The sequence below is a fragment of the Micromonospora sp. NPDC005203 genome, from assembly GCF_042872705.1.
Classification (GTDB): domain Bacteria; phylum Actinomycetota; class Actinomycetes; order Mycobacteriales; family Micromonosporaceae; genus Micromonospora.
Map to the genome: position 1 here is coordinate 128,490 of NZ_JBIAKV010000011.1, position 24,671 is coordinate 153,160.

The 24,671-nt window shown below is 71.3% G+C and carries 14 protein-coding genes; 10 read left to right on the forward strand and 4 right to left on the reverse strand.

What is annotated here, in order from left to right:
• Positions 1-62 precede the first annotated feature (62 nt).
• From ACFYPM_RS23330 to miaB, 5 genes are all read left to right on the forward strand, one after another.
• Positions 63-680, forward strand: a complete 618-nt coding sequence (locus tag ACFYPM_RS23330) for a TIR-like protein FxsC (RefSeq protein WP_387200528.1) — start codon at positions 63-65, stop codon at positions 678-680.
• On the forward strand, positions 677-1,927 hold the full coding sequence (locus ACFYPM_RS23335; protein ID WP_387200531.1) for a TIR-like protein FxsC: 1,251 nt from the start codon (positions 677-679) through the stop codon (positions 1,925-1,927). The genes ACFYPM_RS23330 and ACFYPM_RS23335 overlap by 4 nt, the downstream gene beginning before the upstream one ends.
• Positions 1,917-5,777, forward strand: coding sequence for an FxSxx-COOH system tetratricopeptide repeat protein (gene fxsT / locus ACFYPM_RS23340; RefSeq protein WP_387200534.1), 3,861 nt, complete (start codon positions 1,917-1,919; stop codon positions 5,775-5,777). Before ACFYPM_RS23335 ends, fxsT (ACFYPM_RS23340) begins: the two co-directional genes overlap by 11 nt.
• Positions 5,778-5,810: 33 nt before the next feature.
• Positions 5,811-9,680, forward strand: coding sequence for an FxSxx-COOH system tetratricopeptide repeat protein (gene fxsT, locus ACFYPM_RS23345; RefSeq protein WP_387200537.1), 3,870 nt, complete (start codon positions 5,811-5,813; stop codon positions 9,678-9,680).
• Between the two features lie 120 nt (positions 9,681-9,800).
• Positions 9,801-11,339, forward strand: coding sequence for a tRNA (N6-isopentenyl adenosine(37)-C2)-methylthiotransferase MiaB (miaB, locus tag ACFYPM_RS23350; RefSeq protein ID WP_387200540.1), 1,539 nt, complete (start codon positions 9,801-9,803; stop codon positions 11,337-11,339).
• Positions 11,340-11,378: 39 nt separating this feature from the next.
• Here miaB and ACFYPM_RS23355 read toward each other — a convergent pair whose 3' ends face one another.
• From ACFYPM_RS23355 to ACFYPM_RS23365, 3 genes are all read right to left on the reverse strand, one after another.
• A complete protein-coding gene (locus ACFYPM_RS23355; protein ID WP_387200543.1) occupies positions 11,379-12,752 on the reverse strand; it encodes a cellulose binding domain-containing protein in 1,374 nt (457 codons plus the stop codon).
• Between the two features lie 227 nt (positions 12,753-12,979).
• Positions 12,980-14,587, reverse strand: a complete 1,608-nt coding sequence (locus ACFYPM_RS23360) for a cellulase family glycosylhydrolase (RefSeq protein ID WP_387200545.1) — start codon at positions 14,585-14,587, stop codon at positions 12,980-12,982.
• An 836-nt stretch (positions 14,588-15,423) separates the two neighbouring features.
• On the reverse strand, positions 15,424-16,632 hold the full coding sequence (locus ACFYPM_RS23365; protein WP_357247502.1) for a DUF349 domain-containing protein: 1,209 nt from the start codon (positions 16,630-16,632) through the stop codon (positions 15,424-15,426).
• Between the two features lie 150 nt (positions 16,633-16,782).
• Between ACFYPM_RS23365 and ACFYPM_RS23370 the strand changes: the two genes are divergently transcribed.
• From ACFYPM_RS23370 to dapF, 3 genes are read left to right on the forward strand one after another with little or no spacing between them, the layout of a single operon-like run.
• A complete protein-coding gene (locus ACFYPM_RS23370) occupies positions 16,783-17,595 on the forward strand; it encodes a class III extradiol dioxygenase subunit B-like domain-containing protein (protein ID WP_387200550.1) in 813 nt (270 codons plus the stop codon).
• Entirely contained in the window at positions 17,592-18,551 is a 960-nt protein-coding gene (gene miaA, locus ACFYPM_RS23375; RefSeq protein WP_387200553.1) for a tRNA (adenosine(37)-N6)-dimethylallyltransferase MiaA, read from the forward strand. The genes ACFYPM_RS23370 and miaA overlap by 4 nt, the downstream gene beginning before the upstream one ends.
• 6 nt (positions 18,552-18,557) lie before the next feature.
• The gene (dapF, locus tag ACFYPM_RS23380) at positions 18,558-19,403 is read left to right on the forward strand and encodes a diaminopimelate epimerase (protein WP_387200555.1); all 846 of its coding nucleotides are present in this window, start codon (positions 18,558-18,560) and stop codon (positions 19,401-19,403) included.
• Positions 19,404-19,678: 275 nt separating this feature from the next.
• Here the strand turns inward: dapF and ACFYPM_RS23385 are convergent, their stop codons facing one another.
• Positions 19,679-21,145 carry an NAD-dependent malic enzyme gene (locus ACFYPM_RS23385; protein ID WP_387200558.1) on the reverse strand — a complete coding sequence of 489 codons (1,467 nt, stop codon included), beginning with the start codon at positions 21,143-21,145 and terminating at the stop codon, positions 19,679-19,681.
• Positions 21,146-21,328: 183 nt separating this feature from the next.
• Here ACFYPM_RS23385 and hflX point away from each other — a divergent pair, with 183 nt between their 5' ends.
• On the forward strand, positions 21,329-22,783 hold the full coding sequence (gene hflX, locus ACFYPM_RS23390; RefSeq protein WP_387200562.1) for a GTPase HflX: 1,455 nt from the start codon (positions 21,329-21,331) through the stop codon (positions 22,781-22,783).
• A 50-nt stretch (positions 22,784-22,833) separates the two neighbouring features.
• Entirely contained in the window at positions 22,834-24,603 is a 1,770-nt protein-coding gene (locus tag ACFYPM_RS23395; RefSeq protein WP_387200565.1) for a hypothetical protein, read from the forward strand.
• Positions 24,604-24,671 lie beyond the last annotated feature (68 nt).

Sequence of the window (24,671 nt, forward strand, 5' to 3'; positions counted from 1 at the left end):
GCGGAGGAACGACGGTGAGCGAAGCGGTGGCGGTCGTTAATTCGCGAACCCCGCTGTTCTTCGTGAGCTATTCACGTCCGACGGTCCGGCGGGCCGGAAACAACCCCCAGGAGTACGTCTTCCGGTTCTTCGACGACCTCTCCACGCACGTCAGCGAGCTGGTCGGGCTGCCGACCGGGGTAGATCCCGGGTTCATGGACAGCACGCTCACCGGCGGTGAGCGTTGGACCCCCGAACTGCTGAACGCCGCCGGCACCTGCCAGGTTTTCATCCCCTTGGTGTCCAGCTCATTCATCACCAGCACATGGTGTGCGATGGAGTGGCACGCCTTCGCGCGACGCCGTATCCAGCCGCTGAGTCCAGGGGCCTCCGCGCATGAGACGGCGATCGTGCCCGTCAACTGGTCGCCCACTGCCGAGGCGGCACTGCCCCCGAGCCTCCGTGCCATCCAACGCTTCTCGCCAACCGCGATACGGGACGACAACTCCGTCGCGCGCCAGTACGAGCAGGAGGGGGTCTACGGGTTGCTGACCATGCAGATGGAGCAGGCGTACCGCGCGGTGGTGTGGCGTCTGGCCCAGCGGGTGGTGGCGATCCACCGGGCCTACCGCGTCCATCCGCTGGTGCCGAAGGGCGTCGACGAGTTGCGCACGGTCTTCACCGAGGAGGCAGCCGTATGACGCCGCTCACCGCCGCGGGGGCGGCACCGACGCGTGAAACGTACTTCTTCCTCAGCTATGCGCATTCCGCACCCGTGCGGAGCGCCCGCACCGAAACCGACGTCTGGGTCCGTCGGTTCTTCGCCGACCTGTCGAACGAGGTGGGTCGGCTGGCGGCCCCACGGCCGGGCGTGGAGATCGGCTTCATCGACCAGCACATCCCCCCGGGCGCCGACGTGAAGGCGGCGCTGGTGGGTGCCCTCGGCGCGGCCCAGGTGTTCGTGCCGCTCTACTCGCCGGGCTACTTCAACAGGCCGTGGGCGCTGGGCGAGCAGAAATCCTTCCTTGCCAGACTGCTCACGGCCGCGGGCGCGGGGTCGGTGCCTCCCGTCGTGGCAGCCGAACACGTGGCACCGGTGCTCTGGATCCCGATCCCCAGCGGGGAAGCCCATCCCGAGCTCGATGCGGCACTGGACCTGGGACGGGATGTCCCCGAGTACGCCGAGAACGGCATGCGAGCGCTCTGCATGCTCAATGCCTACCTGGACCAGTATCGGGTCCTGCTCGGGCGGCTGGCCCGGCGGATCGTGGAGCCCACCCAGCGGATCTGGCTGCGCCCGTCCCGAGCGCCCGCCCTGGACGAGGTGTCGCGGCAGACTTCGGCAGACCCGGCGTTCGTGGTGGCGGTGCTGGCGCCCACCCGGGATCGGCCGCCGCAGGGACGGGAGCCGTCCTCGTACGCCGAGCGCAGTTCGCTCTGGCGCCCGTTTGGCGCACGACAGGAACTCCCGCTGGCCGAGTACGCCGCTAGCACCGCCGAGCGACTCGGTCTGCCGGTGCGCACCACCGACTTCGTCGACGCCGAGGACCTGCTCGAAATCCGCCCGGGTGTGGTCCTGATCGACCCGTGGATCACCGAGCTACCCGGCGGCGTGTCCACCCTGCGGGCCGCCGCGCGGGCGCTTCCGCAGTGGGCGGTCCCGCTCGTGGTGACCGACGCCGACGACCCGCGCGACGCGCAGCGCAGCGCCGATCTGGCCCGGCTGGCGCTCGGCGTGCTCCAGGACGCGGGAATGACGCGAGTCCGCTGGGTCGGCCGTATGGGCGAGTTCGCCGAATTGATGCCGACCCTGGTGACCGAGGCCCGGCGGCTCTACCTGAAGCACGGCGCGGTGTTTCCGGCATCGGGGCCGGGCACCCGGCCACCCAGCCTGCGCACCCCGGTCCCGTCATCGTTCAAAGCCCCGGAGGTGCCCGATGAGCAGTGAGCGCGACGGAAAGATAGTCACCTTCTACTCGTTCAAGGGTGGAACGGGCCGGACGATGGCGCTGGCCAACGTCGCGTGGATCCTGGCAGCCAACGGCAAGCGGGTGCTGGTCACCGACTGGGATCTCGAATCGCCCGGCCTACACCGCTTCTTCCACCCCTTCCTGGAGGAGGCGACGATCGGCGGGACCGGCGGGGTCATCGACCTGATCCGGGAGTACGAGTTGCAGACCATCCGCGGGCCGGCACGGCCGGAGGGCTGGGTCGAGCGGTGCGCCCGGGTCAGCTTGCACGCGTTCTCGCTGCGCTGGGAGTTCCCGGGCGGTGGCGGGCTGGACTTCCTCTCCGCCGGCCGGCAGGACAGCTACTACGCCACCTCGTTGAGCGGCCTGGACTGGGACACCTTCTATAACCGGCTGAATGGCGACCGGTTCTTCAAGGCGCTGCGCGCGGACATGAAACGCGAGTACGACTACACCCTGATCGACAGCAGGACCGGGCTCAGCGACGTCGCCGACATCTGCACGCTGCACCTGCCGGACATCCTGGTGGACTGCTTCACCCTCAGCGACCAGGGCATCGACGGCGGGGCTCGGGTCGCCCGCACCGCCGAGCACCACCGAGAGCGCGACATCCGGATCCTGCCGGCGCCGATGCGGGTCGACCAGGCGGAGAAGGAGAAGGCCGACGCCGGACGGGCGCTCGCGATGCGCCGATTCACCGGGCTCCCCACCGGTATGACGGAGGAGGAGCGCCGGCGCTACTGGGCGGCGGTGGAGGTGCCGTACCGACCCTTCTACGCGTACGAGGAGACGCTGGCGACCTTCGGCGACGATCCCGGCTCGCCCACCTCACTGCTGGCCGCGTTCGAGAGGCTCACCGCGGAGTTGACCGACGGCGAGGTGAGCGCGATGCCGCCGATGGACGAGTCGGTGCGCGAGCGGCAGAAGGCCCGCTTCCGGCGCCGCTCCGCGCTCCCCGACGACCTCCTGCTCCGCTACGCCCCGGAGGACGCGGTCTGGGCGGAATGGATCGAGCGGGCGCTCAGCTCCACCGGTGTCCGGGTCGTCGACGGGACCCAACCGGCCGATCCCGGCGCGAAGCCACCAGCCCGTACGCTGACCATCCTCTCCTCGGCCTACGTGGCGCTGCCCCCTGCGGCATTGCCCCCGCGCGACCCGGCCGCCGGCACCACTCCGCTCGCGGTCTACGTGAGTGATCTTCGGCCCCTCGCGGAGTTCCCGGTGGCCTCGTCCATCAGTCTGTTCAACGTCAGCGCCGAGGAGGCCGCGGAGCGGCTGTTTCGGCTGGTGGACCGACCGCCACCGCTGCGTGCCGACGATCCGGCCGACGCCGGCCTGCGCTTCCCGGCCGCCGAGCCTGCCGTCTTCGAGGCCCCAGACCGCAACGCGCGCTTCACCGGCCGCGAAGGTGAGCTGGCCTACCTGCGTCGACACCTGACCCCCGCCAAGCCGGTCGCCCTCCAGGGGATGGACGGTGTCGGCAAGACCGAACTCGCCCTGGAGTACGTACACCGGTTCAAGTCGGCGTACGACGTGGTCTGGTGGATCACCATCGGCGCGACGGAGTCGGCCGGCGCCGACGTGGCGAAGTCCCTGGCGGCCTTCGCCGCCCGGCTCGGTGTCGGTGGCCACCCGGACCGGGCTGACGACGTCCGGGCGGTGCGGGAGGCGCTCGGGCGGGGTGAGCGCTGGCGGTGGCTGCTGGTGATCGACAACGCCGAGGAGGTCGACCCGGTCGAGGGCTTTCTGCCGACCGGCGGTGGCCACGTGTTGCTCACCTCCCGCAGCCCGACGTGGGCGGAGTTGGCCACACTGGTTCAGGTCGACGTCTTTGCCCGCGCGAAGAGCGTCGCCCACCTGCGACGCCGGGTGCCCGCCCTCAGCGAAGAGGAGGCCGGGCGGATCGCCGACGCGTTGGGGGACCTGGCGGTCGCGGTGGCCGCCGCCGGCGCGTACCTGGCGGACACCGGGACCTCGGCCGACGCGTACCTGGAGCAGATCGAGTGGCACGGGCCCACCGCCCTCTCCGTGGAGGCCACCTGGAACCTGTCGCTGGCACGGTTGCGTAGGCAGTTCCCGGCGGCGTTCCGCTTGTTGCAGCTCTGCTCGGTGCTGGCCCCGGAGATCCACACGGACCTGCTGCTGCAGAGCGACGAGATGGCTGCGGCGCTGAAGCCGTTCGACCCCGAGGTTTCCCAGCGCGACGTGCGGGGGCGGCTGGTCCAGCAGATGAACCGGTCCGCGCTGGTCACGATCAACACATCGGAGAAGCGGGTGCTGGTGCACCGGCTGCTCCAGGCGGCGGTTCGGGAAACGATGACCGTGCAGGAGCTCGCCGACGCCCGACACCAGGTGCACCAGGTGCTGGCCGGAGCCCGCCCCAAGGGCGACACCGACGATCCACAGACCTGGGACACGTTCCGGATGCTCTGGCCGCACATCGAGCCCTCCGGCGTCGTGAGCAGCCAGGATGAGTCGGCCCGCGAGTTGATCATCGACCGGGTGCGGTATCTGTGGCGTCGGGGTGACCTCGACCAGGCGAACGCGTTCGCCGCGGAGGCCGACGAAGTCTGGTCGGCGGGGCTGGACCGCCTCCAAAGCACCGACGAGGTCGCCACGCTGCTCCGGCAGTTGCTGCACCTGCGCTTCAACCGTGCGAACGTGCTGCGGGCACTGGCCCGCTACGACGAGGCCCTCGCCCTCGACGAGCAGGTCCTCGAGGAGCAGCGGGAGCTCCTGGGCGAACGGCATCCGCACACCCTGATGACGGCCGGGAGCCTGGGCGCCGATCTGCGGGCGGTCGGCCGCTACGCCAAGGCGCTCGAGCACGATCAGAAAACCTACGACGCCTGGAGCGAGGAGTTCGGCGAACAGCACCCGCGGACGCTCAACGCGGGCAACAACCGCGCGCACTCCTATCGCCTCGTCGGCGACTTCCGGTCGGCGCGGACCGGGGACGATGCCGTTCTCGTGCGCCGCCGGCTCGTGCACGGCCCGGAACACCCGTACACGCTGCACTCGATCGCGCAACTGGCACGCGATCTGCGAGAGGCCGGCGAGTACGGCAAATCGGCGACGATGCTGAGCGACCTCCGTGATCAACTCACCGGCCTCAAGGAGATGGGCAGCGAGGCGGGGGACACCTTGAACGCCCAGGTCAGCCTCGCAGTGTCGCAGCGTTGTGCGGGTCAGGAGACGCAAGCAGCCGGACTGCTCGACTCGGCGTACCCGGTGCTCGAGGCGAAGTTCGGGCGCGACAACCCCGAAACCCTGATCTGCCGGGCGGCTCTGGTGGCCAATCTGCTGGCACTCGGCAAGAACGAACGCGCCGTGGCCGAGGCCGAGCAGGTGGCGATGATCTACGAGCGGTGGCTGGGTGCCCGCCACCCGCACACCCTGGGTGCGCTCAGCAATCTTGCCGTCGCACAGCGAGCCATGGAGCGGGCTGCCCAGGCCCGCGCCACCGCCGAACGGGCCGCCAGCGCGCTGCGCGAGGTGCTCGGGCCGGACCACCCGCACACCCTCGCGGCGCAGGAGAACTTCGGCATCTGTCTCGCCGAGGAGGGCGACCGGGACGCCGCGATCGAGTGCCTCCGCGCCACCGCGGACCGTTGGGATGACAAATCCGGAGTGAGCCATCCGGACGCCCTGCGTTGCCGGGCGAACCTGGATCTCGTCCTGCGGGTCAGCGACGGCGACCGGCCGTCGGCGGCGACCACCGACCCGGTCGTCAAGCTGGGCGGGGTGGTCGCGCCCGATCACCCGAGCGTGCGGGCGCTGCGGGAGGGGCGGCTGGTCGCCCGGATCATCGACCCGCACCCGTTCTGATCGGGCCGGACACCCGGTCCGGAAAGGACAGGCATGAGCGCTGATCGCGAAGGTCACGTCATCACCTTCTACTCGGTCAAGGGTGGAACGGGACGGACGACGGCACTGGCCAACATCGCGTGGATCCTCGCTGCCAACGGCAAGCGGGTGCTGGTCGCGGACTGGGATCTCGAGTCACCCGGGTTGCACCGCTTCTTCCACCCGTTCCTGGACACCGAGGCGATCCAGGGCACCAGCGGCGTGATCGACATGATCCGCGACTACGAGTGGGAGACCACCCGGCTCGACGACCGGCCGGACCGCTGGATGGAGCAGTACGCCCGGGTCGGCCGGCACACGTTCTCGCTGCGCTGGAACTTTCCCGACGGCGGTGGTCTCGACTTCCTCTCCGCCGGCCGGCAGAACAGCGACTACTCCGTCTCGGTGAGCGGGCTGGACTGGGACAACTTCTACAACCGGCTGGGCGGGGCGCAGTTCTTCGAGGCGCTGCGGGCGGACATGAAGCGGCAGTACGACTTCACCCTGATCGACAGCCGGGCAGGGCTGAGCGACGTCGCCGACATCTGCACCCTGCACCTGCCGGACACCCTGGTCGACTGTTTCACCCTCAGCGACCAGGGCATCGACGGGGCGGCCCGGGTCGCGCACTCGGTACGGGACCGGTACCGGCGGCGCGACATCCGGGTCCTGCCGGTGCCGATGCGGGTCGACCAGGCCGAGAAGGAGCGGGCCGAGGCGGGGCGGCTGCTGGCCATGCGCCGGTTCGCCGGGCTGCCGGCGGGCATGACCGAGGCGCAACGGCGGCGCTACTGGGCCGCCGTCGAGGTCCCGTACCGGCCGTTCTACGCGTACGAGGAGATCCTGGCGACCTTCGGCGACCCGCCCGGTTCGCCGACGTCGCTGCTGGCCGCGTTCGAGACGTTGACCGGGATCCTCACCGACGGTGCGGTAACCGCACTGCCGGTGATGGACGAGTCGGTGCGGGAGCGGGTCAAGGCCCGTTTCCGCCGACGCGCCGAGACGATCGACGACCAGATCGTGCTCCGGTACGCGCCGGAGGACGCCATCTGGGCCGAGTGGCTGGAGCAGGTGCTCAGCTCGGCCGGGCTGCGGGTGGTGGAGCCGACGGCCGCCGTCGGGCTGGCGGGAACCCCGGCCCCACGCACGCTGACCGTGGTCTCGTCGGCCTACGTGGCGACGCCGTTCGGCGGTCTGCCCGACCGGGACCCGAGCGCCGACACTACGGCCCTCGCCGGGTACGTCACCGACCTGCGCCCGCTGGCGGAGTTCCCGTCTCAGAACTCCACCAACCTGGTGAACGTGAGCGCTGCGAGGGCGGTGGAGCAGGTGTTGCGGCTGGTCGGCCGGCCGGTGCCGTCGTCGGCGGACGGGCCGATGGTCGGGGCCACCCGGTATCCCGGCACCGAGCCGTTGATCTTCCACGCCCCCAACCGGAACGCCCGGTTCACCGGCCGCGAGGGCGACCTGGCGCGGCTGCGCACGCAGTTGCGGGGCGAGGGCGTCGCGGTGGTGCTGCCGGTCGCCCTGCAGGGCATGGGCGGCGTCGGTAAGACGCAGGTGGCGTTGGAATACGTGCACCGGTTCAAGTCCGCGTACGACGTGGTCTGGTGGATCGTGGCGGACCCGCCGCAGTTCGTCGACACCGCCCTCGCCGACCTCGCCGCTCGCCTCGGCATCCTTGTCGGGCCGACCCTGCCCGACACGGTCCGGTCGGTGCTCCAGGTGCTCGGCCGTGGTGAACCGTACGAGCGGTGGCTCGTCGTACTCGACAACGCCGAAGAACTCGACCAGATCGAGCCCTTCCTGCCGCAGGGCCCCGGGCACGTCCTGCTGACCTCCCGCAACCGCGCCTGGGGTGACCGGGCGAACCCGATCCAGGTAGACGTCTTCGACCGCACCGAGGCCGTCGCGCACCTCGCCCAGCGGGTGCCCACGATCAGCGCCGAGGAGGCCGACCGGGTGGCCGAGGCGCTCGGCGACCTGCCGATCGCGGTGGCCGCGGCGGGCGCCTGGCTCGCCGACACCGGCACGTCGGTCGCCGACTACCTGCGGCAGATCGAGCGGCACGGCCCGAGCGCCCTCTCGGTGGGGGCGACTTGGGACTTGTCGCTCAACCGGCTGCTCGAACAGGCGCCCGCCGCGTACCGGCTGTTGCAGCTCTGCTCGGTGCTGGCCCCGGAGATCGCCCTCGAACTCATCTACAGCGACGAGATGGCGGCGGCCCTCGTGCCATTCGACCCTTCGGCGTCGGAGCGGCTCGTACGGGGTGCCCTGGTCCAGCAGATCAACCGCCTGGCACTGCTCAAACTCGACGTCCGGGGCGGTCGGGTGCAGGTGCACCGGCTGTTGCAGGCGGTGGTCCGCGACCGGATGACCGACGACGAGATCGACGGCGCCCGACATCAGGTGCACCTGGTGCTGGCCGCGTCCCGGCCACGCGGCGACGTGGACGACCCGACCACCTGGGCCCGGCTGCGGATGCTCTGGCCGCACCTGGAGGTCTCCGAGGCGCTGACCTGCCCCGACGAGCCGGTGTGTCAGCTCCTGATCGACCGGGTCCGTTATCTGTGGCAGCGCGGCGGTCTGGACCAGGCCGACGTCCTCAGCCAGGAGGTGGACGACACCTGGAGCGCCCGGCTCGGCGACACGCACGACGAGGTGGAGACGTCGGTGCTGGGTCGACAGTTGCTGCACCTGCGGTTCAACCGGGCGAACATCCTGCGAAGCCTGGGCCGATTCGACGAGGCCCGGGACCTGGACGAGGCGGTGCTGGCCGAGCAACACCGGCTGCTGGGCCCGCTGCACCCGCACAGTCTGATGACCGCCGGCAGCCTCGGCGGTGACCTGCGGGCCCTCGGCCGCTACGCCGAGGCGCTCGAACGGGACCGGTCCACCTACGCCTCGTGGCTCCAGATGTTCGGTGAGGACCACCCGGGGACGTTGAGCGCGGCCAACAACCTCGCCGTCTCGTACCGGCTGGTCGGCGACTACCGGTCGGCCCGGCGGTGGGACGACGAGGTGCACGAGCGGCGGCGGCTGGTGCTCGGTCCCACCCATCCCTACACGCTCGTCTCCGCCGTGCGGCTCGGCAGCGACCTGCGGGAGGCCGGCGAGTACGAGAGCTCGGCCACCCTGCTGCGCACGGTGTACGAGACGTACTGCGAGGTGCTCGGGCCGGACGACGGCCAGAGCCTCGCCGCCCAGGTCAACCTGGCGGTGTCCCTGCGCAGCTCCGGTCGGGGCAGCGAGGCCGCGCCGATGTTCGACACGGCCTACCGCGAACTCGGCGAACGCTTCGGTCCGGACAACCCGGACACGGTGGCGTGCCGGGCGAGCCGGGCGGCGAACCTGCTGGCCGTCGGCGATGCGCCTCGGGCGCTGACCGAGATGCTCGCGGTCACCCAGGCGTATGAGCAGGGTCTCCGGCTCGGCCCGGAGCACCCGTACACCCTGGCCACGCTGAGTAACATCGCTGCCGCCGAGCGCGCGCTCGGCCGAAGTTCGAAAGCCCGCGCGTCGGCTGCCCGGGCGGCCGGTGAGCTGCGCAAGATACTCGGCCCCGGCCACCCGCACACCCTCGCCGCGAAGGTGAACCACGCGGTGTGTCTCGCCGAGGAGGGGGCGTGGGACTCGGCGCGGGAGCGACTGCGGGAGACCGCCGATCGCCTGGCCGCGGTGATCGGGGCGGATCACCCCGACACGCTGCGTTGCCTCGGTGATCTCGCCCTGGTGTCGAAGCGGGCCGGTGGCGAGGCCCCTGCCGAGGATGTCGGGGCGGTGGCGCACCGGCTGGCCGAGGTCATCGGCCAGGAGCACCCCACGGTGCGGACCCTGCGTGAACGGCGGTTCGTCGTTCGGGTCATCGACCCGCACCTGTTGTGATCGGGGGCACCGTTCCGGCTCGCCGCTGTGGCCGAGCCGGGGCCCGGGCGGCAGCGTGCTGCCCGCCCTGAACCCGCACCAAGGACCACCGGGTCAATGCCGGTGGGTGGGGGCTGCCAAATGGGCCGCTACCCTGGTAGCCCGAGGGGAAGGGGCACCAAGAGGGTGGCTAGGACCTACAACGTCGTGACGTACGGCTGCCAGATGAACGTCCACGATTCCGAGCGCATCTCCGGCCTGCTCGAACAGGCTGGCTACGTACGTGCGGTGCCCGCCGACGACACCCCGGACATCGTCGTGTTCAACACCTGCGCCGTCCGGGAGAACGCGGACAACCGGCTCTACGGCAACCTCGGTCGGCTGCGCCCGGTGAAGGACAAGCACCCGGGGATGCAGATCGCGGTCGGTGGCTGCCTGGCCCAGAAGGACCGGGGCGAGATCGTCCGCAAGGCGCCCTGGGTGGACGTGGTCTTCGGTACCCACAACATCGGTGCGTTGCCGGTGCTGCTGGAGCGGGCCCGGCACAACGCCGCCGCCGAGGTGGAGATCCTGGAGTCCCTCGACGTCTTCCCCTCCACGCTGCCCACCCGCCGCGAGTCAACCTACGCCGGCTGGGTGTCGATCTCGGTGGGCTGCAACAACACCTGCACGTTCTGCATCGTGCCCGCGCTTCGCGGCAAGGAGAAGGACCGCCGTCCCGGCGACATCCTCTCCGAGGTGCGCGCCCTGGTCGACGAGGGCGTGCTGGAGGTGACCCTGCTCGGGCAGAACGTCAACTCCTACGGTGTGGAGTTCGGCGACCGGTACGCCTTCGGCAAGCTTTTGCGGGCCTGTGGCGACATCGACGGGTTGGAGCGGGTCCGGTTCACCAGCCCGCACCCGAAGGACTTCACCGACGACGTGATCGCCGCGATGGCCGAGACGCCGAACGTCTGCCACTCGCTGCACATGCCGTTGCAGTCCGGCTCCGACGACGTGCTGAAGGCGATGCGCCGGTCCTACCGCTCCGAGCGCTACCTGGGGATCATCGAGAAGGTCCGGGCGGCGATGCCGGACGCGGCGATCACCACCGACATCATCGTCGGCTTCCCCGGCGAGACCGAGGCCGACTTCCAGCGCACCCTGGACGTGGTCCGCGAGGCCCGGTTCTCCTCGGCCTTCACCTTCCAGTACTCGAAGCGCCCCGGCACCCCCGCCGCGACGATGGACGATCAGCTACCCAAGCAGGTCGTGCAGGAGCGCTACGAGCGGCTCGTCGCCTGCGTCGAGGAGATCACCTGGGCGGAGAACAGGCGGCTCGTCGGGGAGACCGTCGAGGTGCTGGTCGCCGTCGGCGAGGGCCGCAAGGACGAGCGGACCGGCCGGATGTCCGGTCGGGCCCGCGACGGCCGGCTGGTGCACTTCGCGACCGAGACCGCGGGTGGGGAGTCCCTCGCTGGGCAGATCCGGCCGGGCGACATCGTGCACACCGCCATCACGTACGCCGCTCCGCACCACCTCAACGCCGACGGACCGCCGGTGGCGCACCGACGGACCCGGGCCGGCGACGCGGCCGAGGCGGGCCGCTCCCCGCGTACCCCCGGGGTGTTGCTCGGTCTGCCGACGATCGGCGCACCGCCGGTCGCGGCTGCACCCACCGCCGGGTGCGCCACGCACTGAGCGCACGGAAGGGCCCCTCGTCGAGGGGCCCTTCCTCGGTCAGACGGTGATCCGGCCGGCGCCGGCGCCCGCCGTCACGACGGACTTGACGCTGCTCGCGGTGTCCAGTTGGTACGAGTACGGGATGCTGGCCACGCTGCCGCCGGTCTGTCCGGCGGGCGAGTTGACGAAGTGGTTGTTCCGGGCGACCAGCCGGCCCGGCCCGGAGTCGGCCTCGCCCAGGTGGTACGTGTCGTTGACGTTCTCGAAGTAGTTGCCCTCGACGAGCACGCCGGCGTTCTCCGTGGAGGCCACGCCGTAGCCGCCGTTGGCCCGGTAGTAGTTGTTGAACACGTGCACCGGGTTGCCGAAGCGCACCCGGGGGTTGCGCTGCCTGCTCCCGTCGAACCAGTTGTGGTGGTAGCTCACCCGCAGGTGGCCGGTGTCCTGGGCGCCGTTGTCGTCGCTGTGACCGAGCAGCATGGCCTTGTCGTGGTTGAAGACCCGGTTCCACGACACGGTGACGAAGTCCGATCCGCGCTTGATGTCGACCGCGCCGTCGTACCCGTTGCTGAAGGTGTTGTGGTCGACCCACACGTTGGTGGCCGACTCCTGCACGTTGATCGCGTCGTCGTTCCAGTCCCGGAAGGTCAGGTTGCGGATGATGACGTTGCGGTCACCGCTGACGTTGAGCCCGCAGCCGGCGATGGTGGCGCCGGAGTTGCCGAGGATGGTCTTGTTGGACCGGACCCGCAGCATTCCCGAGCAGGAAATTGTGCCGGACACCCGGATCACCGCGGCACCCGTCGCGTTCAGCGCGCTGGTCAGCGCCGACGCGTTGGTGACGGTGGTGGCCGGTGCGCCGCCGCCACCGGTGGTGCCGCCGTTCTGGGTGGCCCAACCGACGAGCCCGGTCGGTGGCGGGACGCTGGGCGGCGGATCGCTCGGGATCGGCGGGGTCGTCGGTGTGCCCGGGTTGGTCGGCGTGGTCGGGGTGGTCGGGGTGGTGGTGCCGCCGGTGCAGGCGACGTTGTTCAGGGTGAAGCTGGTCGGATCCGGGTTGCTGGCGTTGTTCCAACTCGCATTGAAGCCGAACGAGGCGCTGCCGTTGGTCGCCAGGTTGCCGTTGTAGTCCACGTTGGTGGTGGACACCTGGCCGCCGGTCTGCGAGACGGTGGCACCCCACGCCTGGCTGACCTGCTGCCCGGCCCCGTACGACCAGCGCAGCGTCCAACCGGAGACCGGGTCGCCGAGGTTGGTGACCGTGACGTTGCCGGTGAACCCGCCCGGCCACTGGCTGGCGACCGAGTAGGCGACCCGGCAGCCGGCGGCCGCCTGCGCGGACACGGAGGTCAGCAGCCCGGCGGTGACGAGGCTGGCGGTGGCGGCGGCGGTGGCGGCGAGCAGCGTCATTCGACGCTGTGGTGTGCGCATGCTGCTTCCTTTCGAGGAGGCGGACGGGACCGTCGCGACACCCATGCCCGTGGGCGGCGAATCGTGCCCGGACCAGTGGCCCGCCAGTGCGATGACGTGAAGGAAAGCGGCTCCCGCGCTCGCGACCACCTCTACGAAGGCAAACGCTTTCTCGATAAAAACATAGAAGCATGTGAATGTAAATGGCTGGGACGGCCGATGCGCACCGCATCGGCCGTCCCAGCGGTTCAGCAGCCGGCGCCGTTGAGCTTCACGGCACCCGGGGCGCTGGCGGTGCCGTTGGCGGTGAAGCCCACGGTGACCGACCCTCCCGCCGCCAGGGACGGCGCGTGACTGGGCGCAGCGGCAGTGACCGTCGTGCCGGACTGGGAGACGGTGGCGTTCCAGCCGCTACCCAGCGTCACCCCGGACGGCCAGGTCCAGGTGACCGACCACGGGTTGACCGCGGCGGTGCCGGTGTTCTTCACGGTCAACTCACCCTGGAAGCCGCCCTGCCAGGCGTTGACCTGCCGATAGGTGGCCGTGCAGGCACCCGGCGGCGGGGTCGTCGGCCCGCCCGTCGGCCCGCCGGTAGGTCCGCCCGTCGGCCCGCCGGTGGGTCCGCCACCCGACGGTGCGATCAGGTACGGCTGGAGGATCGCCTGCTTGGTGGTGTTGACGTTCGTCCAGTCGTCAAGCGCGATGCCGCCCGTGTCACCGGAGTTGGGGTTCCACGACCAGTAGGTGAAGGACATCCCGGTCACCCCGGTCCCGGTGTACGCCATCAACTTCTCCAGCCACACCTTGTCCTTCGGGTCGACCAGAGTGCTACCGAACTCACCCATCATGATCGGAGCAATGTTCTGCTTGTAGAGGTAACCCCAGTACTTGTCCCAGATCGCCGGCATGTTCGCCGGGTAGTCCGGGGCGTCGAACCAGGTCTGCCGGTACACCGAGGTGGCGTACTCGTGCGGCGAGTAGACCAGCCGGTTGGCCACGCTCAGCCGTACCGGGAACTGACCCGCCTTCGACAGGTTGCCGCCCCACCAACCGCAGTCCTCGTCGTTGCTGGTGTCGCCGTCCCAGACGTTGGAGAGGCCACCGCTCGGGCAGCTCACCCCCTCCACGAAGATCAGCCAGTTGGGCTGGACACCGAGGATCGCGTTGCCGGCCCGCTCGGCGGCGAGCCGCCAGTCCCGGGTGGTGTCGCCACAGCCCCAGCACGCGCCGGTGGCCGCCGGGTTGGTGCCCTCGGCGTGCGGCTCGTTGTGCAGGTCCGCGCCGATCACCGTCGGGTTGCCCGCGTACCGCTGGGCGAGCATCTTCCAGTCGTTGATCCAGGTCGCCTCGGAGACCGTCGACGTGTACCACAACGGCGACTGCCCGGCCGACGTCGGCCGGTGCCGGTCCAGGATGATTCGCATTCCCTTGCTGCCGGCGTAATCGATCACCTTGTCCAGGATCTGCAACGGCGACAGCCCGATCAGGTCCGGGTTGACGAAGTCGTTGATCCCACTGGCGGTCGCGCCCGGCTTCAGCGCGTCGTTCGAGTACGGCACCCGCAACGTGTTGTAACCCAGCCGGGCCATCGTGTCGAGCTGCCCCCGCCACGGGTTGTTCGACCACAGCCCGTGAAAGGTCTTGTTGTCGGTCTCCATGCCGAACCAGTTGATGCCGGTCAACCGGACCGTGGCACCGGTGCTGTCCACGATCTGATTGCCGTTGGTGTGCAGGTAACCGGAGCCGGTGCCAGCGGCGACGGCCGGGCTGGTGCTGACGGCGGTGGCGAAGAACACGCCAGCCGCGACGGTGGCGAGCGCGGTCAGCGCGCCGCCGAGAGCCTTGGGACGGAACATTCGAGCTCCACTTCGGAGGTCCGACGCCGTCCGATGACGACGTCGGCGGGCGGCCGTCCGCACGTCACGGACCCATTTCGGGTACGCGGACAGTGCGCGACGGCCCATGTCACGCGGACGTGGTCACTCGCGGCAGCTCACCGACGACCCTCGACGGCGGATGTTCCGCCCTCGTCGCCCTCGTGCCGGTGGCCCTACCTGGCTCCGTCGCTCATTCTGATCAGCCAGCCTCGATGCGTCAACCTGCGCCCCCGCGCCGCCCCGCGCCGCCCCGCGCCGCCCCGCGCCGCCCGTTCTGCGCCGCGCCCCCGTCCGCGCCCCGCCGCGCCGCCCCGCCGCGCCGCCCCGCCCCGCGCCGCGCCGCCCCGCGCCGCGCCGCCCCGCGCCGCGCCGCCCCGCGCCGCGCCGCCCCGCGCCGCGCCGCCCCGCGCCCCGCCGCCCGTCCTGCGCCGCGCGCCCCTGCAAGATCGCGCTAGAACATGGATGTAGTGGTCTCCGGGCGCTCGGATGCCACTACATCCTGGATCGAGCGTGACCTTGACGTCTGGTGGCCCTCTAGGCCCCGATCTTGTTCCGCAAGCACCAGGTTCGTGTCAAGATCCGCCCAAGATCGCGGATGTTGGTGCCTCTCGCGCCTCGGAGGCAGCAACATCCGGGAAGTTGCGTAGATCCTGGCGCGGGGCGCGGGGCGCGGGGCGCGGGGCGCGGGGCGCGGGGCGCGGGGCGCGGGGCGCGGGGCGCGGGGACCCCGGGGCGCGTGAGGCGAGGGCGTGGAGGCGGACACGCGGAAGCCCCCGGTCCCGTCGAGGGGCCGGGGGCTCCCGGAAAACGTCAGCTCAGCCGGCCTGCTCGGCGAGCTGGAGGAACTGCCGCTTGGCGGCGAGCGCCTGCTCGGCGTCCTTGATCCGGCGCGCGTCGCCGGCGCTCTGGGCCCGGGCCAGCCGCTCCTCGGCCTCGGCCACCTGCGCCCGCATCTGCGCGAGCAGGGGGTTGTCCTCCTTGGTGGTGCGGCGCCACGCCGAGTCCATCACGTCGCGGACCTTGTCGTCGATGACGCGCAGTCGGCGTTCCAGCCCGGTGGCCGCCTCGCGGGGCACCCGGCCGGCCTCGTGCCACTGTGCCTGGATCTCCCGCAGCTTGGCCTGGGCGCCCTTCGGGTCGGCGTCGATGTCCAACGCCTCGGCCTCGGCGAGCAGGGCCTGCTTGCGCTCCAGGTTGCCGCGCTGCTCGTTGTCCCGGGCGGAGAAGACCTCACTGCGCCGGCTGAAGAAGGCGTCCTGCGCGCCCCGGAACCGTTCCCAGAGCTTCTGCTCGGCCTCCTTGGAAGCGCGCGGCGCGGCCTTCCACTGGGTCATCAGCTCCTTGAGCTGGTTGGCGGTCGCGGCCCAGTCGGTGGATTCCGAGAGCTTCTCCGCCTCGGCGACCAGTTCCTCCTTGACCGTCTGCGCCTGCTTGCGCTGGGAGTCCAGGGACGCGAAGTGGGCGCCCCGGCGACGGGTGAAACCGTCCCGGGCGGCGGCGAAACGCTTCCACAGCTCACCGTCGGCCTTCTTGTCGACCCCACGAATGGTTTTCCACTCGTCGAGGATCTCCTTGAGCCGGTCCCCGGCGGTCTTCCAACCGGTGGACTCGGCGGCCAGCTTCTCGGCCTCCTCCACAAGGGCGGTCTTGCGTGCCAGGGCCTCGCCGCGAGCGGCCTCCCGGGCGGCGCGCGCCTCGCCGGCCTTCTCCTCGGCGAGAGTGGCCAGCTTGTCGAGGCGAGCGGCCAGTGCGTCGATGTCGCCGACCACGTTGGCCTCGGGCAGCGTGGCACGGATCCGCCGGATCGTGCTCACCGAGTGCCCGGCGTCGGCCGCACCCGACTTGAGACGCGCTTCGGTCAGGTCCACCTCGGTCACCAGATCGGCGAAGCGGCGCGCGAAGTGTGCCAGGCCCTCCTCCGGTGCTCCCGCCTGCCAGGATCCGACAACCCGCTCGCCCTCGGTCGTCTTGACGTACACGGTGCCGTCCGCGTCCACCCGTCCGAAGGCAGTCCAGTCGCTCATGTGCCCATCCTCGTTCTCCCGGCGTCGAGGGATCGATCCCCCGTCGCCGCCACGGCGCAGCCAAGTTGCTTCCGGCATTGTCACAGGTCCAACCCGGTCCGCGTCGAGCGCCTATCGCCGACCGTGACCATACGGTGTCCTAGGGGCCGAATGACCGGATCGGCGCGGAGACGCACCGACGATTCCCGCTACGGTGAAAGGGTGCCACTGGTCGCCGCTGCAGTCTGCCCACATCCGCCCCTGCTCGTGCCCGAGGTGGCCGGCGCCGCGGCTCCGGAGTTGGACGGTCTGCGGGCGTCCTGCGACGTGGCCGTACGCCGGTTGCTGGCCGTCGACCCGGACACCGTGGTGCTGCTCGGCACCGGCCCGGTCACCGGCCTGATCGACTCCCCGGCCACCGGTTCCCTCCAGCCGTGGGGTGTCGACCTGGACGTGCCGCTGGTCCCCGGTCAGCCGGACCGAGGCGCGGTGCTGCCGTTGAGCCTGACCATCGGCGCGTGGTTGCTGTCGCGGCACGACGCGCGGGAGCACGACGCGCGGGAGCACGACGCGCGGGAGCACGACCCGCGGGAGTCGGTGTCCGCCGTGCAGGTGGCCGCCGACGCCGGCCCGGCCGAGCTGGCCGCGCTCGCGGACGAGGTCGGCGCCGCGGGGGACCGGGTGGCGTTGCTGGTGCTCGGAGACGGGTCGGCCTGCCGGGGCGAGAAGGCTCCCGGGTACGACGACCCGCGCGCCAGCGCGTACGACAAGGGGGTTGCCACGGCTCTGGCCGAGGCGGACCTGGACGCCCTGCTCGGCCTCGACCCAGTGGTGTCGGCGGAGCTGAAGGCCGCCGGCCGGGCGCCCTGGCAGGTGCTGGCCGGCGCGGCCCGGGCGGCCGGCGGAGGGTGGCGTGGTGAGCTGCTGCACGATTCCGCCCCCTACGGGGTGGCCTACTTCGTGGCGTCGTGGGAGCGGATGTGAGTGGCGACGCGGATGTGACTGGCGACGCGGATGTGAGTGGCGACGCGGGGGGCACTGTCGTCGCGGTGGTCGGCCCGACCGCGGCGGGCAAGTCGGCGCTGAGTATCGCGTTGGCGCACGCGCTGGACGGTGAGGTGGTCAACGCCGACTCGATGCAGCTCTACCGGGGCATGGACATCGGCACCGCCAAGCTGACCGCCGCCGAGCGGGACGGCGTGCCGCACCACCTGTTGGACATCTGGGAGGTCACCGAGCCGGCGAGCGTCGCGGAGTACCAGCGGCTGGCCCGCGCGGCGGTGGACGACATCCTGTCGCGGGGGCGGGTGCCGCTGCTGGTCGGTGGGTCCGGGCTGTACGTGCGGGCGGTGCTGGAGCGTTTCGAGTTCCCCGGGACCGACGCGGCGCTGCGGGAGCGGCTGGAACGGGAGTTGGCCGAGGTCGGCCCGGCCCCCCTGTACGCGCGACTGCGCGCCGCCGACCCGGTCGCCGCCGGGGGCATCCTGCCCGGCAACGGCCGGCGCATCGTGCGGGCCCTGGAGGTGATCGAGCTCACCGGCGCGCCGTTCACCGCGTCGCTGCCGCAACCCACGCCGTACTACCCGTCCGTGCAGCTCGGCGTCGACCTGGACACGGGGGTGCTGGACGAGCGGATCAGCCTGCGGGTCGACCGGATGTGGGCCGACGGTCTGGTACCGGAGACCCGGGAGCTGGTCGCACGCGGGCTGCCCGAGGGGCGGACGGCGAGTCGAGCGCTGGGCTACCAGCAGGTGCTGCGCCTGTTCGCCGGTGAGCTGACCGAGGCGCAGGCGCACGAGGATACGGTCCGCGCCACCCGGCGTTTCGTCCGCCGGCAGCGGTCCTGGTTCCGCCGCGACCAGCGGATCCACTGGCTGGACTCGGCCGCGCCGGACCTGATCGGGGCCGCGCTGCGTCTGATGCCGGCCGAGACGCGATAATAGGGCGTGGAGTTCACCAAGGGCCACGGCACCGGCAACGACTTCGTCCTCCTTCCCGACCCGGACGGTCAGCTCGACCTGACCCCGGAGCTGGTCGCGGCGCTCTGCGACCGGCGGCGGGGCATCGGCGCGGACGGCGTGCTGCGGGTGGTCCGGGCGGCCAAGCATCCGGACGGCGCCGGGCTGGCCGGCGAGGCCGAGTGGTTCATGGACTACTGGAACGCCGACGGCTCGTTCGCCGAGATGTGCGGCAACGGTGCCCGGGTCTTCGTGCGCTACCTGCTCGACACCGGGTTGGCGACGCCCGCCGGAGCGGCCCTGCCGGTGGCCACCCGGGCCGGCGTCGTGCGCGCGCTGGTCGAGGGCGACGCCGTGTCCGTCGAGATGCGCCGACCCCGGGTGTACGACGGTTCGACCGCCACCTTGGGCGGGCTGACCCTGGCCGGCACCGCCGTGGACATCGGCAACCCACACCTGGTCTGCGTGCTGCCGGCCGGCGTGGAGCTGTCCGCGCTGGACCTGACCACCGCGCCCGGGTTCGACCCGGAGTTCTTCCCGAGCGGGGTGAACGTGGAGTTCATCGTGGCGGGTGACCCGGTCGACGACACTGACGCACACATTCTGATGCGGGTGTACGAGCGTGGCAGCGCCGAGACCCTGTCCTGCGGCACCGGTGCCTGCGCGGTGGGCGCGGTGGCCCTGCGTGACCTCGGCCGGGACACCGGAGTGATCGCCGTGGACGTGCCCGGCGGTCGGGTGACGGTCACCGTCACGGAGACCTCCTGCTGGCTGTCCGGCCCCGCCGTCCTGGTGGCGAGCGGCGAGATCAGCCTGCCCGCACTGGCGGTGTGAACAGCCGGTCGAGGTGGTAGGTCAGGATCGCCAGCGCGCTCGCGCCGTCGCCTTGACCGCCGAGCACGCTGGAGCCCAGCCCGTTGGGCGCCCGGTCGGAGGTCGTCCCCGGCGCGGGTCACGACCTGCCGCTGAGCCACCCGGACGTGGTCGCCGACCGAGCCGCCGACTTCGCGACCTCCACACCGCCGCACGCTTCCGCGCAATGACCAAGAGGTTCGCGTCAGGAACGGCGCGGTTCCTGACGCGAACCTCTTGATCACCAAGGTCGGGTGTTACGGGGTGGCGCTGGCGTTCGCCGCGATCTCGGGGAGGTCGGCGGGACCCGGGTCGGCTGCCGGCAGCGGGCTGGGGTTGTGCGCGGCGGCGCGAACGGCGGCGGCGACCGCCGGGGCGACCCGGGAGTCGAAGACGCTCGGCACGATCACCGTCGGGTTGATCTTGTCTTCGCCCACCACGTCGGCGATGGCCCGGGCGGCCGCGATCGCCATCTCCTCGGTGAACTCCTCGGCGTGCGCGTCGAGCATCCCGCGGAACACTCCGGGGAAGGCGAGCACGTTGTTGATCTGGTTCGGCTGGTCCGAGCGGCCGGTGGCGACCACGGCGGCGTGCTTGCGTGCCTCCCGCGGGTCGACCTCCGGGTCCGGGTTGGCGAGCGCGAAGACGATCGAGTCCTTGGCCATCTGGGCGATGTCGTCCCCGGTGAGCAGGTTCGGCGCGCTCACGCCGATGAACACGTCGGCACCCCGGATCGCACCCGGCAGGTCGCCCGAGTAGTTCTCCTTGTTGGTGTTGTCCGCCAGCCACTGCCACGCCGAGTTGAGCCCGGTCAGCCCGCGGTGCAGGGCGCCCTGGCGGTCGTACGCGATGATGTCGCCGACGCCCTGGCGCAGCAGCAGCTTCATGATCGCGGTGCCGGCCGCGCCGGCCCCGGAGACGACCACCCGGACGTCCTCCAGCTGCTTGCCGACCACCCGCAGCGCGTTGGTCAGCGCGGCCAGCACGCAGATCGCGGTGCCGTGCTGGTCGTCGTGGAACACCGGGATGTCCAGCGCCTCGCGCAGCCGGGCCTCGATCTCGAAGCAGCGCGGCGCGGCGATGTCCTCCAGGTTGATCCCGCCGTACGCCGGCGCGATCGCCTTCACGATCTGCACGATCTCGTCGGTGTCCTGGGTGTCCAGCACCACCGGCCAGGCGTCCACCCCGCCGAAGCGCTTGAACAGTGCCGCCTTGCCCTCCATCACCGGCAGCGAGGCGGCCGGACCCAGGTTGCCCAGGCCGAGCACCGCCGAGCCGTCGCTGACCACCGCGACGGTGTTGCGCTTGATGGTCAGTCGGCGGGCGTCCGACGGGTTCTCGGCGATCGCCATGCAGACCCGGGCGACCCCCGGGGTGTACGCCCGGGACAGCTCGTCGCGGTTGCGCAGCGCGACCTTCGACGTCACCTCGATCTTGCCGCCGAGGTGCAGGAGGAACGTCCGGTCCGACACCTTGCGCACGTCCACGCCGTCCAGCGCGGTCAGCGCGTCGACCACCTGGTCGGCGTGGCCGGCGTCGGCGGTGTCGCAGGTCAGGTCGACGATCACGTTCGTCGGGTCGGAGTCCACCACGTCCAACGCCGTGACGATCGCGCCGGCCTCGCCGACGGAGGTGGTGAGCCGGCCGATCGAGGACGCGTCCGCGGTTACGGCGATCCGGATGGTGATCGAAAATCCGGCGCTCGGCAGTCGGGTGATGGCCACGGGATCCCTCCGTCACGGCTGTGCGGCCGGTCGGCCGCCGCCCGCATTTCTACCGGGTTGTTGCAGCCGACCAGCATTCGCCCCCACTTTTCGCGACCTGGAGCATGGGCATATAGCAGGTGCGTTCGGCGTTGTGTCATGTCAGGATTACGTTCCACTTATCAAAACGGACAGGAGACCCGCTTGCGAGACCAGGAGAGCTTTGTCCCCGTCGAGGACGAGCTCGACGACGTCACCACCGGCGAGATGGATCTGTCGGAGCGACAGTCCCTCCGACGCGTCCCGGGCCTGTCAACCGAGCTCACCGACGTCACCGAGGTGGAATACCGCCAGCTGCGGCTGGAGCGGGTCGTCCTGGTGGGCGTCTGGACCGAGGGCACGGCGGCGGACGCGGAAAACTCGCTCACCGAGCTCGCCCTGCTGGCCGAGACCGCCGGTTCGCAGGTGCTCGAAGGGCTCATCCAGCGTCGCAGCCGACCCGACCCGGCCACGTACATCGGCCGCGGCAAGGTCGAAGACCTCAGCGCGGTGGTGCTGTCCAGCGGTGCCGACACGGTCATCTGTGACGGTGAGCTGTCCCCGTCGCAGCTGCGCAACCTGGAGCAGCGCACCAAGGTCAAGGTCGTCGACCGGACCGCGCTGATCCTCGACATCTTCGCCCAGCACGCGAAGAGCAAGGAAGGTAAGGCCCAGGTCGAGTTGGCCCAGCTCGAATACCTGCTGCCCCGGCTGCGCGGTTGGGGTGAGACGCTCTCCCGGCAGACCGGTGGTTCCGGCCGTGGCGGCGGCGCCGGCGGCGGCGTGGGTGTGCGTGGTCCCGGTGAGACCAAGCTGGAGACCGACCGGAGGCGGATTCGGCACCGCATCTCCCGGCTGCGCCGCGAGATCAAGAACATGCGCACGGTACGCGTCACGAAGCGCGCCCGACGCAACCGCAACTCCGTTCCCGCCGTGGCCATCGCCGGCTACACCAACGCCGGTAAGTCCAGCCTGCTCAACCGGTTGACCGACGCGGGCGTACTTGTCGAGGACGCGCTGTTCGCGACACTGGACCCGACCACCCGGAAGGCGACCGCCGCGGACGGCCGGATCTACACCCTCACCGACACCGTCGGTTTCGTCAGGCACCTGCCGCACCAGATCGTCGAGGCGTTCCGTTCGACGCTGGAGGAGGTCGCGGAGGCGGATCTGGTGGTGCACGTCGTGGACGGCACCCACCCGGTTCCCGAGGAGCAGGTCCGGGCGGTCCACACGGTGCTCGCCGAGGTGAGCGCGGAGCGGCTTCCCGAGTTGCTGGTGGTCAACAAGACCGACGCGGCCGACGAGGACTCGCTGCTGCGGCTCAAGCGGCTCTGGCCGGACGCGATCTTCGTCTCCGCGCACTCCGGGCGGGGCATGGACGAGCTGCGCGCGGCGATCGAGGACCGGCTGCCGCGACCGGCCGTGGAGGTCCGGGCCGTGCTGCCGTACGACCGCGGTGACCTGGTCGCCCGGGTGCACCGCACGGGCGAGGTGCTCAGCACGGCGCACCTGCCGGAGGGCACCCTGCTGCATGTCCGCGTCGCCGCGGACCTCGCCGCGGAACTGGCACCGTTCGACGTCGAGCGACAGGGACAGGCGGCGGGCAGCCGCTCCTGAGCGGCCACGGTGTCATCCGTCGGAAACGCGTGGCATGCGACACTGGCCGAATGCGCCGCGTTGTTTCCTCGGTCACGGTTGCCCTCGGCCTGTTCGGGGCAACCGTGGCGCTCGCCGGAGTCGCCGCAGCGGCTCCCGGCCCCGGGTCGTCCGAGCCGCCCGCCGTCACCGCCGGCCAGAAGCGGTGCGCGATCGTCGACGAGCGGCTGCGGGAGCTGTCCGGTCTGGTCGCGACCAAGAGTGGCTACGTCGTCATCAACGACAGCACCGATCTCACGGCGCGCGAGCGGATCTTCTTCCTCGACACCAGGTGCAAGGTCTCGAAGGAGCCGGTCCGTTACCCGGGGCAGGGCCCGGTCGACACCGAGGATCTCGCCCTCTCCAAGGACGGTGAGACCCTCTGGATCGCCGACACCGGTGACAACGCCGACGCGAAGGAGCGCCGCACGCGCGTCGCGCTCTGGTCGATGCCGGTCACCGGCGCGAGGCAGCCGACGCCGCACCGGATTTCCTACCCGGAGGGCAAGCCGCACGACGCCGAGGCACTGCTCATCGGTGACGACGGAAAACCGCTCGTGATCACGAAGGTCACCAGCGGCAAGGCCGAGATCTACGCGCCGACGGCAGCGCTGCGCAACGGCGAGGCCGATTCGGTACCGATGCGTAAGGTCGGCGAGATCACCCTGCCGAAGACCCAGACGGAGAACCCGCTCAACACGTTCGGCCGGATCGCCATCACCGGCGCGGCCCGCTCGCCGGACGGCTCCCGGGTGGTCCTGCGCACCTACGCGGACGCCTTCGAGTACGACGTGAGCGGCGGTGACATCGTCGGCGCGCTCACCACCGGCAAGCCCCGGGTGACGGCGCTGGCGGACCCGTTCGGCGAGGCCATCAGCTACTCCACGGACGGCAAGTCGTTCCTGACCGTCTCCGACGCGTTCCGGTTCGGCGAGGACGAGCCCCTCGACATCCTCAGCTATGCACCGTCCACGTCGACCGCGGTGCCAGTCGCGGCGGGGGCGGGGAACGTCAAGCAGGCGACCTCGACATCCTGGGCCGCCGGACTGGACTTCGACGACATCACCTATCTGGTCGGCGCGGTCGGGGTGATCGGCCTGCTGCTGGTCGCTGCCGGCATCGTCGGCATCGTCCGGGCCCGCCGACGGCTGCCGGCCGCCGACGCGGCAGAGACGTCGGATCCGGACGGCGAGCCGCTCAACCCACGCGCGCGCCGGGCCGTCGACGGTTCGCCAGCGGTGGGTGACCGTACGGGCGGTGTCTACGGTGGCGGGGCGCCGGCGAGCGCCTACGGCGGCGGCACCGGTCGCGGTGGCCCGCCTCCGGCAGGTGGTACGGGCCGCGGTGGCCCTGCCGGTCGCGGTGGCCCGCCTCCGGCGGGTGGTGCCGTGTACGGCGGTGGTCGACCGACCGCGGCCGACGGTGGCTACGGTGCGGCACGACCGGACGGCGGCGCCGCTGGTGTGTACGGCGGCGCTCGTCCTCCGGCGGGTGGCGCTGCTCGTCCTCCGGCGGGTGGTGGTCGCCCTCAAGGGGGCGGTCGTCCTCCGGTGGGTGGCGGTGGCCGTCCGCAGGGTGCCGGTGGTGTCCCGCCGGGCGGGGGTGCTCGTCCCGTCAGCGGTGTGTACGGCGGTGACGGTGGCCACACCGGCACGGGTCGCGCGGAGCCGCCCGGGCGCGGAAGGCAGGAATCCGACCCCCGGGGCCAGCGGCCAGGCCGTCGCCGTGACGACGACGAGCCCATCGACCCGTACGGGCAGTATCCCGGGGGCGGTCGCGGCCCCCGCGGCGACCGCTACTGACGGGCCAGCCTTCAACAACTGACGGGGCCAGCCCCCAACAACTGACGGGCCAGCACCGGGCAACCGAC

What these genes read in the sequence shown, in the direction of transcription:
- ACFYPM_RS23395 (WP_387200565.1), top strand. Translation starts at nt 22,834, where the DNA reads ATGCGCCGCGTTGTTTCCTCGGTCACGGTTGCCCTCGGCCTGTTCGGG.
- ACFYPM_RS23355 (WP_387200543.1), bottom strand. Translation starts at nt 12,752, where the DNA reads ATGCGCACACCACAGCGTCGAATGACGCTGCTCGCCGCCACCGCCGCC.
- fxsT (WP_387200534.1), top strand. Translation starts at nt 1,917, where the DNA reads ATGAGCAGTGAGCGCGACGGAAAGATAGTCACCTTCTACTCGTTCAAG.
- ACFYPM_RS23365 (WP_357247502.1), bottom strand. Translation starts at nt 16,632, where the DNA reads ATGAGCGACTGGACTGCCTTCGGACGGGTGGACGCGGACGGCACCGTG.
- ACFYPM_RS23360 (WP_387200545.1), bottom strand. Translation starts at nt 14,587, where the DNA reads ATGTTCCGTCCCAAGGCTCTCGGCGGCGCGCTGACCGCGCTCGCCACC.
- miaB (WP_387200540.1), top strand. Translation starts at nt 9,801, where the DNA reads ATGGGCCGCTACCCTGGTAGCCCGAGGGGAAGGGGCACCAAGAGGGTG.
- ACFYPM_RS23335 (WP_387200531.1), top strand. Translation starts at nt 677, where the DNA reads ATGACGCCGCTCACCGCCGCGGGGGCGGCACCGACGCGTGAAACGTAC.
- fxsT (WP_387200537.1), top strand. Translation starts at nt 5,811, where the DNA reads ATGAGCGCTGATCGCGAAGGTCACGTCATCACCTTCTACTCGGTCAAG.
- ACFYPM_RS23370 (WP_387200550.1), top strand. Translation starts at nt 16,783, where the DNA reads ATGACCGGATCGGCGCGGAGACGCACCGACGATTCCCGCTACGGTGAA.